16 protein-coding genes are annotated in these 15,517 nt (G+C 70.5%); 9 read left to right on the top strand and 7 right to left on the bottom strand.

Going from position 1 to position 15,517, the window contains the following annotated elements:
* Positions 1-15: 15 nt before the first annotated feature.
* The 6 genes from VH914_02500 (at position 16) to VH914_02475 (ending at position 5,394) form a co-directional block, all read left to right on the top strand.
* Entirely contained in the window at positions 16-1,197 is a 1,182-nt protein-coding gene (locus VH914_02500; GenBank protein ID HEX4490050.1) for a cytochrome P450, read from the top strand.
* Entirely contained in the window at positions 1,197-1,391 is a 195-nt protein-coding gene (locus tag VH914_02495; GenBank protein ID HEX4490049.1) for a ferredoxin, read from the top strand. Before VH914_02500 ends, VH914_02495 begins: the two co-directional genes overlap by 1 nt.
* A complete protein-coding gene (locus VH914_02490; GenBank protein ID HEX4490048.1) occupies positions 1,391-1,876 on the top strand; it encodes a hypothetical protein in 486 nt (161 codons plus the stop codon). Before VH914_02495 ends, VH914_02490 begins: the two co-directional genes overlap by 1 nt.
* A 145-nt stretch (positions 1,877-2,021) precedes the next feature.
* Positions 2,022-3,200: an acyl-CoA dehydrogenase family protein gene (locus VH914_02485; GenBank protein HEX4490047.1), complete on the top strand. Its 1,179-nt coding sequence runs from the start codon at positions 2,022-2,024 to the stop codon at positions 3,198-3,200.
* A gap of 41 nt (positions 3,201-3,241) precedes the next feature.
* Positions 3,242-4,357, top strand: coding sequence for an acyl-CoA dehydrogenase family protein (locus VH914_02480; protein ID HEX4490046.1), 1,116 nt, complete (start codon positions 3,242-3,244; stop codon positions 4,355-4,357).
* A 71-nt stretch (positions 4,358-4,428) separates the two neighbouring features.
* Positions 4,429-5,394 (top strand): hypothetical protein, encoded by a 966-nt coding sequence (locus tag VH914_02475; GenBank protein HEX4490045.1) that lies wholly within the window; start codon positions 4,429-4,431, stop codon positions 5,392-5,394.
* Between the two features lie 12 nt (positions 5,395-5,406).
* Here VH914_02475 and VH914_02470 read toward each other — a convergent pair whose 3' ends face one another.
* The 5 genes from VH914_02470 to VH914_02450 all read right to left on the bottom strand — a co-directional run bounded on the left by VH914_02470 (position 5,407) and on the right by VH914_02450 (position 10,527).
* On the bottom strand, positions 5,407-6,171 hold the full coding sequence (locus VH914_02470) for an LLM class F420-dependent oxidoreductase (protein HEX4490044.1): 765 nt from the start codon (positions 6,169-6,171) through the stop codon (positions 5,407-5,409).
* A gap of 57 nt (positions 6,172-6,228) precedes the next feature.
* A complete protein-coding gene (locus VH914_02465) occupies positions 6,229-7,410 on the bottom strand; it encodes a ribonuclease D (protein HEX4490043.1) in 1,182 nt (393 codons plus the stop codon).
* 602 nt (positions 7,411-8,012) lie between these two features.
* Positions 8,013-8,918: an LLM class flavin-dependent oxidoreductase gene (locus VH914_02460; protein ID HEX4490042.1), complete on the bottom strand. Its 906-nt coding sequence runs from the start codon at positions 8,916-8,918 to the stop codon at positions 8,013-8,015.
* Between the two features lie 46 nt (positions 8,919-8,964).
* Positions 8,965-9,750 (bottom strand): cytochrome c biogenesis protein CcdA, encoded by a 786-nt coding sequence (locus VH914_02455; GenBank protein HEX4490041.1) that lies wholly within the window; start codon positions 9,748-9,750, stop codon positions 8,965-8,967.
* Positions 9,751-9,810: 60 nt separating this feature from the next.
* The gene (locus VH914_02450) at positions 9,811-10,527 is read right to left on the bottom strand and encodes a TetR family transcriptional regulator (protein ID HEX4490040.1); all 717 of its coding nucleotides are present in this window, start codon (positions 10,525-10,527) and stop codon (positions 9,811-9,813) included.
* 156 nt (positions 10,528-10,683) lie between these two features.
* Between VH914_02450 and VH914_02445 the strand changes: the two genes are divergently transcribed.
* From VH914_02445 to VH914_02435, 3 genes are read left to right on the top strand one after another with little or no spacing between them, the layout of a single operon-like run.
* The gene (locus VH914_02445) at positions 10,684-11,286 is read left to right on the top strand and encodes a class I SAM-dependent methyltransferase (protein HEX4490039.1); all 603 of its coding nucleotides are present in this window, start codon (positions 10,684-10,686) and stop codon (positions 11,284-11,286) included.
* Between the two features lies 1 nt (position 11,287).
* Positions 11,288-12,454 carry a cellulase family glycosylhydrolase gene (locus VH914_02440; protein ID HEX4490038.1) on the top strand — a complete coding sequence of 389 codons (1,167 nt, stop codon included), beginning with the start codon at positions 11,288-11,290 and terminating at the stop codon, positions 12,452-12,454.
* Between the two features lie 35 nt (positions 12,455-12,489).
* On the top strand, positions 12,490-13,293 hold the full coding sequence (locus tag VH914_02435) for an SDR family oxidoreductase (GenBank protein ID HEX4490037.1): 804 nt from the start codon (positions 12,490-12,492) through the stop codon (positions 13,291-13,293).
* Between the two features lie 28 nt (positions 13,294-13,321).
* On the opposite strand, the gene VH914_02430 is transcribed toward VH914_02435, so the two are convergent.
* Complete coding sequence (locus VH914_02430; protein HEX4490036.1) at positions 13,322-14,614, bottom strand: HAMP domain-containing sensor histidine kinase; 1,293 nt, start codon at positions 14,612-14,614, stop codon at positions 13,322-13,324.
* Positions 14,615-14,677: 63 nt separating this feature from the next.
* On the bottom strand, positions 14,678-15,355 hold the full coding sequence (locus VH914_02425; protein HEX4490035.1) for a response regulator transcription factor: 678 nt from the start codon (positions 15,353-15,355) through the stop codon (positions 14,678-14,680).
* Positions 15,356-15,517 lie beyond the last annotated feature (162 nt).

Here is a 15,517-nt window from a genome sequence, read left to right as displayed (position 1 = left end):
AGCGGGGAGAACACCATGGCGGACGTGATGTCGGGCTTCGGCGGGGCGGACTTCGACCAGGAGATCGCCGCGTCGCCCCAACCGGGCTACCGCGCGCTGCACGAGAGCGCGCCGGTGATGCGCATGGACGGCATGGTGATCGTCGCCAAGCACGAGCACGTGATGAGCACGCTGCGCAATCCCGAGCAGTTCTCCTCGAACATGGACGCGATCAGCATCGGCAACATCCGGCCGCTGATCCCGCTCCAGGTCGACCCGCCCGGCCACGTGAAGTTCCGCCGCCTCCTCGACCCGCTGTTCGCGCCGAAGGAGGTCGCGAAGCTCGAGCCCGAGGTGCGCCGGCTCGTGAACGAGCTCATCGACGGGTTCGTGGCGCGCGGCGAGTGCGAGCTCAGCGACGAGTTCGCGATCCCGCTGCCGTGCACCGTGTTCCTCGCGCTGATGGGTCTCCCGCTCGAGGACCTCGATCTCTTCCTGCGGTTCAAGGACGACATCATCCGGCCCGTCGGCGACACACCCGACGATGCGAAGGCCGTGCAGTCCGCGACCGGGCAGGAGATCTACGCGTACTTCCAGAAGATCGTGGACGCGCGCCGCGCCGAGCCGCGCGACGACCTCATCTCCGGCTTCGTCGCCGCCGAGGTCGAAGGGCAGCGCCTCACCGACGAGGACATCCTCGACATCTCGTACCTCTTCCTGCTCGCCGGTCTCGACACCGTCACCGCGTCGCTCACGTGCGCCGTCGCGTACCTCGCGAACCATCCCGACCGGCGCGATGCGATCGCGAACGACCTGTCGTTGGTTCCCGCGGCGGTCGAGGAGTTGCTGCGGTGGGAGACGCCGGTGCCGGGCGTGCCCCGCGTCGCCATGAGCGATTGCGTGATCGGCGAAGAGGAGATCAAGGCCGGCGACTCGGTGATGTGCCTCCTCGGCGCGGCGAACGTCGACTCCTCGGAGTTCCCCGACGCCGACGTCGTCGACCTCGAGCGCCAGGGCAACCGCCACCTCGCGTTCGGCGGCGGTGTGCACCGCTGCCTCGGCTCGCACCTCGCGCGGCTCGAGATGCGCGTCGCGCTCGAGGAACTCCACCGGCGCATCCCCGACTACGCGATCAAGTCCGGCGAGACCCCGAAGTACACGATGGGCATCCGTGCGGTCGAGTACCTCCCGCTCGTGTTCACGCCGGCGGCGTCCTGATGCCGTTGAAGGTCCGCGTCGACGCGGAGGTCTGCACGGGGCACGGGCGTTGCTACGTGCTCGCGCCCGATGTGTTCGGCACCGACGACTTCGGGCACTGCGTCGTCCTCCAGGACGACGTCGGCGACGACCTCGCAGTGCAGGCGCGCGCCGGCGAGGAGAACTGTCCCGAGCGCGCGATCACCGTCGAGTAGTGGACGACGTCCTCGGCTACTCGGTGCGCCGCTGCATCGTCACGGGCGCGGCGTCGGGCCTGGGCGAGGCGACGACGCGCATCCTCGTCGACCTCGGTGCCGAAGTTCACACGGTCGACGTGCGCAAGCCCGACATCGTCGGCATCGCGAGCTTCAGCGAGACCGACCTGCACGATCCCGACGCGATCGCGCGCACCGTCGACGCGATCGGCGCGATCGTGAACAACCTCTTCAACTGCGCGGGACTCGCGGTCGAGATGACGGAGCGTGTGATCCCGAACATGATCGAGGGCGCCGTGATCGCGAGCGTCGCGTACGCCGACGACGACTCGATCGTGCGCTACACCGTGGCGCGCGCCGGCGAGCTCGTCGCGCTCGGGATCCGCATCAACTGCGTCACTTCGGCCGACGCCGAGGATCGAGCGTGGCCGCTCGTGCTCGTCGGAAGCCCCCGGTCGAGCCCGGTCACCGGCGCGACGGTCTAGTCGAACGGTTTCTGGTCGCGCTCTTTGCGGGCCGGGATACGCGGCCCGCGGGCGCTCACCGCTCCCGGCGCCTCGGGTCGCAGTGGATCGTGGTGCTCACCGCGGGCCAAGATGTGAAACGGGTTCTACTTCGGAGGGCACGCGCATGTACGTCGGGTATTCGAAGGAACACGAGGCGATGCGCGACGAGCTGCGCGCGTATTACACGCAGCTCCTCACGCCCGAGGTCGAGGATCAGCTGCGCGGCAGCGAGGGCGCGGGTGAGGCGCCGCGCGCGATCTTCAAGCAGATGTCCGCCGACGGTTGGGTCGGGCTGCAGTGGCCGAAGGAGTGGGGCGGCAAAGAGCTCGGCCCTATGGAGCAGTACGTCTTCTTCGACGAGTCGATGCGCGCGGGCGCGCCGGTGCCGATGCTCACGATCAACTCGGTCGCGCCGACGATCATGCGTTTCGGTTCCGACGAGCAGAAGAACTTCTTCATCCCGAAGATCCTCGCCGGTGAGATCCACTTCGCGATCGGCTACACCGAGGCCGACGCCGGCACCGACCTCGCGTCGCTGCGGACGCGTGCGGTGCGCGACGGCGACGAGTACGTGATCAACGGCCAGAAGGTCTTCACCAGCCTCGCGACCGACGCCGACTACATCTGGCTCGCGGTGCGTACCAACACCGAGGTGAAGAAGCACAAGGGCATCTCGATCATCATCGTGCCGACCGACACGCCCGGCTTCAGCGTGCAGCCGATCGACAACTTCGGCTCCGTCAACACGAACATCACGACGTACGACAACGTGCGCGTGCCTGCGGCGAACCTCGTCGGTGAGGAGAACCAGGGCTGGAACCTCATCACGAACCAGCTCAACCACGAGCGCGTCACGTTGTGCTCGTCGGGTGTGATCGACCGCCAGCTGCACGACGTACGCGAGTGGGCGCAGAACACGCGACTCGCCGACGGCAGCCGCGTGATCGACCAGGACTGGGTGCAGCTCAACCTCGCGCGTGTGCACGCCAAGCTCGAGTTCCTGAAGCTCGCGAACTGGCGGATCGCGTCGAACGCGTCGAACGGTGCGCCGTTGAACCCGGCCGACGCGTCGACGATCAAGGTCTACGGCACCGAGTTCTACATGGAGGCCGCGCGCCTGCTGCTCGAGGTCATGGGTCCCGCGGCGACGCTGCGGCGCGGCTCACCCGACGCGGTGTTGCGCGGACGGCTCGAGGCGCTCGTGCGCTCGATGCACATCCTCACGTTCGGCGGCGGCACGAACGAGATGCAACGCGACCTGATCGCCATCTTCGGGCTGAACATGCCCGGCAGCCCGCGCTGATCGCGCACTGATCGCGCACTGATCGCGCCCGGAGGACGGACATGGACTTCTCGCTCACGGAGACCCAGCAGGATCTGACCACGCTCATCGGTCAGATCCTCGGCGACCGCATGACGCTGCAGCACCTGAAGGCGGTCGAGCGCTCGGGCGACGCCTTCGATCGCGACACGTGGGGGGAGCTCGCGAAGGCGAACCTGCTCGGCGTCGCGATCCCCGAGGCGCACGGTGGGCTCGGCTTCGGCTTCCTCGACTTGTGCCTCGTGCTCCAAGAAGTCGGTCGCCACGTCGCGCCGCTGCCGCTCGTGCCGTGCCTCGTGTCGGCCGCGCTGCCGATCGCGCAGTTCGGCTCCGACGCGCAGCAGGCGTTGCTCGACGGCGTCACCGCGGGCACGACCGTGCTCACCGCCGCGCTCACCGAGCTGCTCAGCCCGACCGACGCGCCGACCACGACGGCGAAGGCCGACGGCGACGGCTGGCGCATCGACGGCGTGAAGTCGTGCGTGCCGTACTTCCACGTCGCGTCACACGTGCTCGTGCCCGCGACCGTCGACGACGACCTCGCGCTGTTCCTCGTGCCGACCGATGCTGCGGGGCTGCGCGCGACGCGTCAGGAGACCGAGAACTTCGAGCCCCAGTCACACGTCGAGCTCGACGGCGTGCGCGTGGGCGGCGACGCGCTCCTCGGCGAGGTTGCGCGCGGCCGCGAGATGCTCGATTGGACGCTGGCGCGCACAACGGTCGCGTTGTGCGCGATCGTGTCCGGCGTTGCCGACCGCGCGATGCGTATCACCGCGCAGTACAGCATCGACCGCAAGCAGTTCGACCGCCAGATCGCGACGTTCCAGGCGGTCGGTCAGCGCATGGCCGAGTGCTTCATCGACAACCAGGGCATCGAGCTCACGATGCTCCAGGCCGCAACGCACCTCGACGAGGGCCGCGTCGTGCCGCTCGAGGTCGCCACCGCGAAGTTCTGGGCCGCGGAGGGCGGCAGCCGCATCGGCCACGCCGCGCTGCACATCCACGGCGGCATCAGCATCGACGTCGACTACCCGATCCACCGCTACTTCCTCTGGATCAAGCAGATCGAGTTCACCCTCGGCTCGGCGTCGCCCTCCCTGCTGAAGATCGGCCGCGAGCTCGCCGACACCCCCGCGTAGCCCGACTTCTCCGCGTCTTCCCCCACGACCCGGGCACTTCTGTGCCCTTCCATTCCCCGTGGGGGAACTCAATGGACCAGAAGTCGGCGATCGCGGTCCTGGCGCGACTCGGCGTGCCATCCGTCGGCGCGTTCCGAGGACGCGACGCAGTGGCCGAAGGTGTCACGCGCAAACAGCTGGGCGCGTTCGCGCACGCGGTGCTCGTCGAGCGCGTGCTGCCGGACACGTATGTGCTGACGTCCGTCCCGCGCTCGCAGGAGCAGTCGTTGCGCGCGGCATTGCTCTGGGCCGGCGACGACGCGGCTGCGTTCGGGCGCTCGGCCGGCGCGATGTACGGACTGGAAGGAGTACGAGCGGCGTCTGCCGAGATCGTCGTCCCTCGCACGTTCCGTCCCCGCGACTCCAAGGTCGTCGTGCATCGCACCGTTGACGTCGCCGCCGCGATGGTTCGGACCTGGAACGGTGTTCGCGTCACCGGCGTCGAGGCGACCTTGGTCGCGCTGGCTGCGATCCTCGACGACGAGGCGCTCGAGATCGCGTGTGAGGACGCGCGTCGTCGCCGCCTGACCACGATCGCGGCGCTCCGCGCCTACTTGACCCGGCACGCGAAGCCCGGAGTCGCGGGGATCAGGCGGCTCCGCGCGCTGCTCGACGAGCTGGACCCGACGTTCGCTGCTCGCTCGACCCTCGAAGTGAAGACGCGCCGGTTGCTCGTCGCGCGCGGTCTGCGCGACTTCGTGCGCGAGTTTCCGCTCGAGTGGAACGGGCAGACGTATCGATTCGACTTCGCGTTTCCCGGGCCCCGCGTGATTCTCGAGACCAACGGTCGCCGCTGGCACGACGACGTGCGCGACTACGAACGCGACCAGCAGAAGTGGAGTGTCCCCGCGTTCCACGGCTTCCGCGTCGTGCTCGCCACGTGGGACAAGGTCACAGGTCGCCCCGACGACCTGCTCGCGGAGCTCGGCGCCGCCGGGATTCCGATGCGGATGCACCGAAGAGTGGCCCGTCGAGCAATTGACGGGTCGATCCGCTGAAGGCGGCGGCGGCTACGACGAGCGCGCGATCTCGAGCAGGCGGCGGGCGGGGTCGAGGTCGAAGGGGTCGCCCATCATCACGATCAGGTGGGTCGCGCCCGCGGCGAGGTACGCCTGCCAGTCGTCGACCTCGTTCGCGTTGATGCCGACCGTGCGCTCGATCTGCGAGGGGTTGCGATCGAGGCGCGCGCACCACTCGTCGAGCACGCGGCTCTTGGCCGCGTACCGGTCGGGCGGACCGAACGAGTTCCAGCCGTCGGCGTGCTGCGCGACGAGCCGCAGCGTGACCTTCTCGCCGCTGCCGCCGATGTGGATCGGCAGGTTGCCGACCGGCGCGGGATGCAAGCGTCCGAGTCGCTCCATGATCACCGGCAGCGACTCGCCGAGGTCACGCAACCGTGAAGGCGCGGTGCCGAACTCGTAGCCGTACTCGTCGTAGTCGCGCTCGAACCATCCGGAGCCGATGCCGAGGATGAAGCGACCACCGCTGATGTGATCGATCGTGCGCGCCATGTCGGCGAGCAGGTTCGGGTTGCGGTACGAGTTGCACGTCACGAGCGCGCCGATGCGCGCGTTCGTGGTGTCGGCCGCCATCGCCGCGAGCAACGTGTAGGCCTCGAAGTGCTCCGCGTCGGGCTCGCCGTACAGCGGATAGAAGTGGTCCCAGACCCAGATGCTGTCGAGGCCCATCTCGTCGGCGCGCTTCCACGCCGTGCGCAGCGCGTCGAGCGACGTCGCCTGCGGATGGAGTTGCACACCGACTTCGAAACGGGCCATGCGCCGCACCCTATCGACCGGGCGCGGTTCCTCCGACCGCGACCGCGACCGCGACCGCTACGGGTCGGTGAGCGGGTCGGTGAGCGTGTCGGTCAACGTGTCAGTGAGCGTGATGCGCCGGCCGCCCTTCTCGAGGACGATCGCAGCCTCGCCGGTCAGGAGTCGGCGGATCGGCTCGCCGACGGTCTCGAGTCGCCATCCGGTCGCGAGCCGACCGGTCCCGGCCGAGAGCAACGCGTTCAGGTCGGCACGCGTGGCGAGCAACGACGGCTCGAGGTCGAGCTCCGATGCGCGCTGCGACAGCCACGCCATGATCACCGTGACCGCGGGCGCGAGCGAGCGGTCGGTCGCGTCGCTCTCGGGCATCCGCAGCTCCGCGGGCGTGAGGTCGAGGCCCCGCGCGACCGCGGCGAGGATCGCCTGCGCGCTTCCGTCGCGCACGTGCCGGCCGTCGAGCCCGCGCACCGCCGAGAGGTCCTCGCGCGTGCGCGGCCCGCGGGCGATGATGCCCGCGAGCGCGAGATCGGGGAGCACGAACCGCGGCGGCAGGTCGGCGCGCTCCGCCTCGCGCTCGCGCCACGCCGACACCTCCTGCGCGACGCCGCGCGACTTGCCGCGCAGCTGCCGGCTCCCCTTGATGCGCCACCACGCGGTCTGCGGATCGGGACGACCCCGCACGCGCAGCCGCCGTTCCTCGCACTCGTCGATCGCCCACTCGAGCCGGCCTTCCTCGACGAGCCGGCCGACGAGCGAGTCGTAGATCGCGCCGAGGTACTCGACATCGGACGCCGCGTACGTGAGTTGGTCGGCGGTGAGCGGCCGGCGCGTCCAGTCGGTGAGGCGGTCGGCCTTGCCGAGGCGCACGTTGAGGATCCGCTCGCACAGAGAGGCGAGCGACGGGGTCCCGAAGCCGAGGAAACCGGCGGCGATCTGGGTGTCGAAGAGGTGCGCGGGCCGGACGCCGCAGGCCCGTTCGAGGATCGTGAGGTCCTGGTCGCCGGCGTGGGCGACCATCGTGCCGGGCCCACCGAGCACCTCGCCGAGGGGCGCGACGTCGACGAGGAGCGGGTCGATGACCGCGAGCCCGCCCGGCCACGCGACCTGCACGAGCGCGAGTCGCGGGTGGTACGTGCGCTCGCCTTGGAACTCGGTGTCGAGCCCGTAGCGGGGCTCGTCGCGAAGCACGCGGACGATCTCGGCGAGCTGGGAGGGCTCGTTCACGAGGAGGGCATCGGGCACGGTGCCAGCTTGCCCGATTCCCGACCGGCCGTGTGGCGGCCGCCGTCCGCGCGTCCGTGCCCACCCAAACGGGATACCTGCGCCGGTCGCCGGGCGTCGGCACAATGAGTGGTTCGCGGCGAGAGGACGCGCGTCATGGCGGCAGTGGTGGTCGACGGGGGGCTGCCGGTCACGCCGGGCCGCCGCGGCCTCCACCTCGTCGACCTCGAGAACCTGCTCGCCGACCCGTGGGCACGGGGACCCGCGGTCGGGCGCGCGCTCGACGAGTACCTCGAACGCGCCGACTTCCAACGCGGTGACCTCGTGTTCGTCGCCGGCAACCCGTGGCTCATGGTCGAGCTCGGTTGGTCGCACGCGGTCGACTGTCACCGCTTCGCGGCGCGCGGCCCGCAGGGTGCCGACCGCAAGCTCCTCGAAGCGTCGCCGATGGCGTGGGTGGCGCGCCGCTTCGACCGGCTGTCGGTCGGAAGCGGCGACGGCGTGTTCGCGGAGCGGCTCGGCGAAGCGTGCGCGCGCGGACTCGCCGTGCAGATCGTGTCGCGCCCCGACTCGTTCTCGTGCCGGCTCGCGCGCCTCGACGTGCCGACGGTCTGGTTCGACGATCAGCCGAGCCCGGCGCGCACGTCGGCGAGACGTTCGATCGACGCGAGCACCTCGCGCTGGTCGTCGACGAGATGCCGCACGATCACGTCGGTCGCGCCGAGCGTCGCGAGCGCGGCGAACGCGTCGGTCACCTGCGCGACGTCGCCCCAGACCGGCGCGTCGGTGTTGAAGCCGCGGTAACCGCCGCGCACGACCGATCCCGCCACGCGCTCCGCGTCGTCGGCGTTCGCGCCGACGTGTACGTCGCGTCGTACCGCGATCGTCCCCGGCTCGCGATCGTGCGCGGCGCAGCGCTCGCGGTAGAGGTCGACGAGCTGGCGGACCTGTTGGGGCGTCGCCTCGGGTCCGACGAGGAAACCGTCGCCGAGACGCGCGGCGCGGTCGACGGCCTTCGGTGCCGATGCGCCGATCCACACGGCGACGGGCTCCGGCGGCCGCGGCCCGATCCGCGCACCGCGCACGCGGTACGGACCGTCGGCGTCGACGGTCTCGCCCGCGAAGAGGCGGCGCATGATGTCGAGCGCGGCTTCGAAGCGCGACGGTCGCTGCTTGAGCTCGACGCCCATCGCGCCGAACTGATCGTCGCCGCCGCCGATCGAGCACTGGAGAACGAACGGTCCGTCGTGGATCGCGGCGAGCGTCCCGATCTGCTCGGCCGCGAGCACCGGATTCCACAGCGGGAGCAGCATGAGCACGCCGGCGGTGCGGCCGTGCCACTCGGCGAGCAAGCGACCGAGCATCGGCGTGTTCTGGTAGTAGGGCGCGCCCGTCGAGTGGTGATCGCCGACGAACAGCGAGTCGAGCCCGGCCGCGTGCGACGCGCGCGCCCGCTCGATCATGTGGCGCGCGCCGACGCGCACGTCGTCGACCAGGTACACGCTCTTCAGTGATGTTCCGATCCTCATGCTCGCATCCTTGTCCGGTCGCGCTCGCTGCGCTCGTGCCTGCGGGTCAACCGAGGTTCACGAGCCACGACAGGTGCACGTCGTCGAGCACGTTCGAGAGCTCGGCGTTCGCTCGGCTCAGCTTGTTGAACAGCAGCAGCACGCCGAAGACGCCGACGACGACGGCCGAGCCGACGACGATCGCGGGCAGGTGCCGCTTCACCCACGCGAGCGCGCCGGTGAGCCTGCCGAGCGCGAGCCCGCAGGCGAGGAAGGGCAGCCCGAGCCCGAGCGTGTACGCGACGAGCAGGGTGCCGCCGGCCCAGGCGCGGTGCGTGTCGGCCGCGATCGTGAGGATCGAGCCGAGCACCGGCCCGAGGCACGGCGTCCATCCGAACGCGAAGGCGGCGCCCGCGACGAGCGGTGCGGCGCGGCCGTAGCGCGTCACCTGCGGATGGAAGCGCAGCTCGCCGTACAGCCACGGCGCGCGCAGGAACACCGATCCCACGAGGAACAGCGCGAAGCCGAGCATCATCGCGCCGGAGACGCGCGTGAGGGTGTCCTGGTGGTGCACGAGCGTGCTGCCGATCGCCGACGCCGACAGGCCGAGCAGCACGAAGACGATGCCGAAGCCGAGCACGAACATGCCGGTCGTCACCGCGATCTCGCCCTGATAGCGGCGGGAGCCCTCGCGCAGCGTGACGAGGTCGAGGCCGGTGACGAGCGAGAGGTAGCCGGGCACGAGCGGCAGGACGCACGGCGAGAGGAACGAGATCACGCCGCCGCCGAACGCGAGCACGTACGCGAGCGGGCTGACGCTCGAGATGCGCTCCAGCGCGAGCAGCGGAATCACGGCCGCCATTGTCCCCGAACGGGGGTGGGCGACCGGAACCGCCCCTGGCGCCGTCGGTGCCTAGGCCGTCTTCGTCGTCGCCTTCTTGGCGCGCCTCGCCTTCGCGGCCGGGCGCGGCTTCGCGCCATTGCGCGGCGCGGTCACGGTCGCGGTCGCGAACAGCGCGGCGGTGAGCATGTCGACGAGGTTCACCACGAAGGCCTCGGCGTTGAGATGGCGCCGGCTCGTGATCGGATCCTCGAGCAGCCGCGCGTGGTCGGCCGTGAGATGCACCGACGTCTGCGCAAGCATGATGAGCCGTTCACGCGCGAGCGTCTCGGGCATCTCGCGCGTGAGCTCGCGGTACAGCAGTGCACCGGTGCGGACACCGGCGTCGGGCGCGGCCGACACCATCTCCTTCAGGTGCAGGTCGGGGAGCGATGCCATGCTCCCCATGATCTGCACCCACGCCCGTTCGCTCGGGCCGATCGCGAGGTAGTCGTTCGTCGGACGCACGAGCACCTCGACGAGCGCGCGCGCGTCGCGCGTGCCCTTCTGCTCGAGCACGTCGTCGAACAGCCGTTGCTGAATGCTCGCGATGCGCGGCAGGTGCCGCTCCATCAGCGCTTGGTACAGGCCCTCGCGGTCGCCGAAGTGGAACTGGATCGCGGCGGTGTTGCGCGCACCCGACGCGATCCGGACCTCGCGCAGCGAAACGCCCGCGATGCCGCGCTGGGCGAACAGGCGCTCGGCCGTATCGAGCAGATGATCCCGGGTCTTGTCACCACGTGCGCTCATCCGCCCCTCCCACTCCCTCTCGCATCATCACACGGTCGGACTCTCATGTTCAATACGGTTGCTTTAAAGAATGAAGTCAGTTGACTTCATCAGGGAACCCCGACGCGGCTCGGAGGCGATGCTGACACCCCTCCGGCGCGCGGCTAAAACGAGACGGTGACCCGCTGGGAACAGGCCGGCGTGCCCCGCGGCAACCGCTACGACGAGCGGTTCCGGGAGCTCGAGGCCCGCGGCGTCGACGTGCACGGCGAGGCGAGCTGCGTCGAGGCGCTGCTGCGCGAGCAGGGCGGCGCCGGCGCCGACGCCCCGCCGACGTCCGTGCTCGATGCCGGTTGCGGCACCGGCCGGGTCGCGATCGAGCTCGCGGCCCGCGGCTTCGACGTCGTCGGCGTCGATCTCGACCCGATCATGCTCGACGAGGCCCGGCGCAAGGCTCCCGATCTGGAGTGGGTGCTCGGTGACCTCGGCGCGCTCCGTCTCCGGCGCACCTTCGACGCCGCGGTGCTCGCCGGCAACGTGGTGATCTTCGTCGCCGCGGGTTCGGAGCGCGAGGTGCTCGGGTGCATCGCCGACCACGTCCGGCCGGGCGGCATCGTCGTCGCGGGGTTCCAGCTGACCGGCCGCCTCGCGCTCGCCGACTACGAAGCCGCAGTCGACGCGGCCGGCCTCGATCACGTCGCGAACTACGCGACGTGGGATCGACAGCCGTACGCGGGCGGTGACTACGTCGTCGCCGTCGGCCGTCGTCGCGCGCGCTGACATGCGGTGTCGTCGCGCGCGCGTCGGGCTCGTCGTGGCCATTGCCGCGCTCGTCTGCTTCGCGGCGGCGTGTTCGGGCCGCGATCGCTCGGATCCGACGACGTTCACGACGCCGCCGATCTCCTCGACGACGACCACCGCGGTGCCTTCGACCACGACGACGACATCGCCGCCACCGCCGCGTGCTGACCTCGCGGGACTCTCGCCGGGCTTCGGCATCACCGCGCTCCCACAGGCGGACTTCGACGCGACGTTCGACGCTATCGCGGCGACGCACGCGCGCTGGTTGCGTGTCGACTTCGACTGGTCGGTCATCCAACGCCACGGCGCAAGTAGTTACGACTGGTCGCGCACCGATCGCATCGTCGCCGCGGCGCGGGCGCGCCACCTCTCGGTCGACGCGCTCGCGTCGTACACACCCGCGTGGGCGCGGCCTTCGGGCACGCCCGACAAGAACCCGCCCATCGATCCCGACGACTTCGCGCGCTTTGTCAGCGCGGCCGCGCAGCGCTACGCGCCGACGGGCGTGACGACATGGGAGATCTGGAACGAGCCGAACGTGTCGACGTTCTGGTACCCGCGGCCGAACCCGCAGGAATACACCGCGTTGCTCGTGCGCGCGTCGGCCGCGATCAAGTCGGTCGAACCCAACGCGACGGTGATCACGGGCGGTCTGTCACCGGCCGCCGACTCGTCGAACGGCAGCGAGATCTCGGCGCTCACGTTCCTCGACGCGATCTACGCGGCCGGCGGCGGGCGCGCGTTCGACGCGGTCGCGTTGCACCCTTACTCGTTCCCGAACCTGCCCGACTTCGCGGCCGACTACAACACGTTCCTCGCGACGCCCGCGCTGCACCAGGTCATGGTCGACCATGGCGACGCGCTCAAGAAGATCTGGGGCACGGAGGTGGGCGCGCCGACCGAGGGCGGTGGGGGGGCGGTCTCCGAATCCGTGCAGGCCGAGATCGTCACGCAGGCATATCAGCGCTGGACCGAGTGGTCGTACACGGGTCCGCTGATCTGGTTCGCGTACGAGGACGCGGGCTCGAGCCCGTTCGACCGCGACGACCACTTCGGTCTCGTCGACACCGACGGCCGACCCAAGCCCGCGCTCGCCGCCTTCGACCAGGCCGTGCGGACTCTGCTCGCGCGGCAACCCGCGCCGTAACATCCCGCGCCCGTCCCGCTCACACGGAGGTTCCCGTGGTCGACATCAGCCGGATTCACGACCTGTCGGGGCGCGTCGCCGCGCTCACCGGCGCCGCCAGCGGCATCGGCAAGGCGACCGCGTTGACGCTCGGCGCCGCGGGTGCGTCGATCGTGTGCGCCGACATCGACGAGGCCGGCGCGCAGGCGACCGCCGACGAGATCGCGAGCGCGGGCAGCAAGGCGGTCGCGATGCGCGCCGATGTCACCAAGCGCGCCGATGTCGACGCGGTGGTCGACCGCGCGGTCTCGGAGTTCGGACAGCTCGACGTGATGGGCAACGTCGCGGGCGTGCCGTTCAACAAGATGGTCGTCGACGTGAGCGACGACGAGTTCGAGCGCATCCTCGCGATCAACCTGAAGAGCGTGTGGTACGGCTGCCAGGCCGCGCTGCGGGTGATGATCCCGCAGGGCTCGGGGAACATCATCAACATCGCGTCGGGCGCGATCGACACGCCCGCGCCGACGCTCGCGGTCTACGGGCTCACGAAGGCCGCGGTCGCGATGCTCACGAAGACCGTCGCGGTCGAGGGCGGCGCGCACGGCATCCGCTGCAACGCGCTCGCGCCGGGCGTGATCGAGACGAAGTTCTCGGCACAGCACTTCGTCGACGCCAAGGGCAACGTCGATCCCGAGCGGCTCGACAAGTACCGCACGCGCTTCGGTGCGCAGGCACCGGTCGGCCGGGTCGGCGAGGCCCAGGACGTCGCGTGGACGATCCTCTACCTCGTCTCCGACGCCGCCTCCTTCGTCACCGGCCAGATCCTCCGCCCCAACGGCGGCGTCTCGATGCCCTGGTAACGCGTCGACAAGTCGCCTCCCGCACCGATCAGATCGCGGGGAGGCGCACTTCGAAGCGCGCGCCGCCCAGCGGCGAGGCGCCGATCACGACGGCCCCGCCGTGTTGCTCGACGACACGCCACACGACCGCAAGACCCAACCCCGCACCCCCGTCGGCGCGCCCGCGCGCCTCGTCGAGACGGGTGAATCGGTCGAACACGCGCTCGCGATCCGCCTCCGGTACGCCCGGACCGTCGTCGTCGACGACGAGTACGAGCGCGCCGTCCTCGTTGCGCAACGAGACCGCGACCTGCGTCGCCGCGTGGCGCTGCGCGTTGTCGACGAGGTTGCGCACGACCTGCGCGAGCTGCCGCACGTCCCCCTCGACGCGACCCGCGCTCATGCCCGTCAGACTCAACGGCACGCGATGCGTGCGCGCGGCCTCGTCGAGCACGAGATCGTCGAGGTCGACGGGCGCGCGCCGCACCGGCCCCTGCGCCTCGTCGAGCCGCGCCAGCGCGAGCAGGTCGTCGACGAGGCGGCTCAACCGATCCGTCTCCGCGAGCGTGCGCCGCGCGACCGCGGGCCACTCCGCGTGCGCGGGCGCGGCCGACGCGACCTCGAGCTCGGTGCGGATCGTGCTCACCGGACTCCGCAGCTCGTGCGACGCGTCGGACACGAACGCGCGCTGGCGCGCCGACCCCTGTTCGAGACGATCGAGCATGCCGTTCATCGTGCGCGCCAGGCGCGCGATCTCGTCGTCGGTGCGGGGCACGGGCACTCGGCGATCCATCGTCGTCGCCGTGATCTCGTCGACCTGCAGCCGCAGCGCCTCGACGGGTCGCAGCGCCCGCCCGACGAGCACCCACACCACGGTTCCGACGAGCAGGATGAGGAACGGCGTGCCGATCCAGAGCGATCGTGCCAACGTGTCGACGCTGCGCCGCACCTCCGACGGGGTCGCGATCGCGATCGTGAACTTCTGATTCGGGAGCCGCACGCCACCCCACGCGACGTTGTAGTAGTTGCCGTCGGAGTCGCGCGCGGTCGACACGTGCGAGCGGCCGCTCAGCACGACCGAGAGTCGCGTGTTCACGCTGCCGGAGATCACGCTTCCATCGCGCGTGAAGATCTCGTAGTACACGGGCTCGGACCGCATCGTGACGTCGTACGGGCTCGTGCCGTTCTTCAACTCCGCCGCCACGCGCTGCATCGCGCGGCTCGTGTCGGCGTCGGCGCGCGCCTCGAGCGAGTTGCGCACCGTGTGCACGAGCGCGACCGACGCGCCCGCGAACGCGAGGCCGAACGCGAGCGTCGCCGCGATCGTGATGCGTACCCGCACCGGCTCGAACGGAGCCAGCAGCCGACGACGCCACGAGCTCGCCACGTCGACGGCTCCGCGCGCTCAGCTCGTGGCGTCGGAGACGATGCGGTAGCCCGCGCCCCGAACGGTGTGCAGCATGCGCGACTCGTGGCCGTCGTCGATCTTGCGCCGCAGATAGCCGACGTAGACCTCGACGATGTTGCGGTCGCCTTCGAACTCGGGACCCCACACCTCTTCGAGCAGCTCGTCCTTCGATGCGACCACGCCGTCGCGCCGCATCAACGCCTCGAGCAACGTGAACTCGCGGCGCGTGAGCTCGATCTCCTTATCGCCCCGCCGGCAGCTGCGGCGCGCGGGGTCGAGCACGAGCGAGCCGATGCGCATCGTGACGACCTTCGGCGCGCCCCGGCGCAGCAGCGCGCGCAGCCGCGCCACGAGCACGACGAACGAGAACGGCTTCGAGAGGAAGTCGTCGGCGCCGGTGTCGAGCGCCTCGGCTTCGTCGTACTCGCCGTCCTTCGCGGTGAGCATGAGGATCGGCGTCCACACGCCCTCGCCCCGCAAGGTCTCGCAGACCTTGTAGCCGTTCATCTTCGGCAGGAGGATGTCGAGGATGATGGCGTCGTAGCCGCCGTCACGCGCGCGGCTGAGACCGGTCAGCCCGTCGTGCGCGTATTCGACCTGGTAGCCCTCGCGGCGCAGGCCGCGACCCACCGCTTCGGCCAGCGGCACCTCGTCTTCGATCATCAGCACTCGCATGAGGGTTCTATTGTCGCGGCCCGCTGACCAGGACCGACGTCGCCCCTGAGCGCAACCTGAGGTGCCGGTCGCTCCGCGGGGACGACGACCGCAGGCGCGGTCCCGGCCGCGCCCCGTGGTACCGTGAACGTCGCGAGCACGGATTCGCGCTCGTGGGGTCAT

This window comes from Acidimicrobiia bacterium (assembly GCA_036271555.1).
Classification (GTDB): domain Bacteria; phylum Actinomycetota; class Acidimicrobiia; order IMCC26256; family PALSA-610; genus DATBAK01.
This window is presented reverse-complemented; position numbering and strand designations above follow the sequence as displayed.

Excerpts from the sequence above, each read along its gene's own strand:
- VH914_02480 (HEX4490046.1), top strand. The coding sequence starts at position 3,242 with ATGGACTTCTCGCTCACGGAGACCCAGCAGGATCTGACCACGCTCATC.
- VH914_02475 (HEX4490045.1), top strand. The coding sequence starts at position 4,429 with ATGGACCAGAAGTCGGCGATCGCGGTCCTGGCGCGACTCGGCGTGCCA.
- VH914_02450 (HEX4490040.1), bottom strand. The coding sequence starts at position 10,527 with ATGAGCGCACGTGGTGACAAGACCCGGGATCATCTGCTCGATACGGCC.
- VH914_02440 (HEX4490038.1), top strand. The coding sequence starts at position 11,288 with ATGCGGTGTCGTCGCGCGCGCGTCGGGCTCGTCGTGGCCATTGCCGCG.
- VH914_02425 (HEX4490035.1), bottom strand. The coding sequence starts at position 15,355 with ATGCGAGTGCTGATGATCGAAGACGAGGTGCCGCTGGCCGAAGCGGTG.
- VH914_02485 (HEX4490047.1), top strand. The coding sequence starts at position 2,022 with ATGTACGTCGGGTATTCGAAGGAACACGAGGCGATGCGCGACGAGCTG.
- VH914_02500 (HEX4490050.1), top strand. The coding sequence starts at position 16 with ATGGCGGACGTGATGTCGGGCTTCGGCGGGGCGGACTTCGACCAGGAG.
- VH914_02495 (HEX4490049.1), top strand. The coding sequence starts at position 1,197 with ATGCCGTTGAAGGTCCGCGTCGACGCGGAGGTCTGCACGGGGCACGGG.
- VH914_02460 (HEX4490042.1), bottom strand. The coding sequence starts at position 8,918 with ATGAGGATCGGAACATCACTGAAGAGCGTGTACCTGGTCGACGACGTG.
- VH914_02470 (HEX4490044.1), bottom strand. The coding sequence starts at position 6,171 with ATGGCCCGTTTCGAAGTCGGTGTGCAACTCCATCCGCAGGCGACGTCG.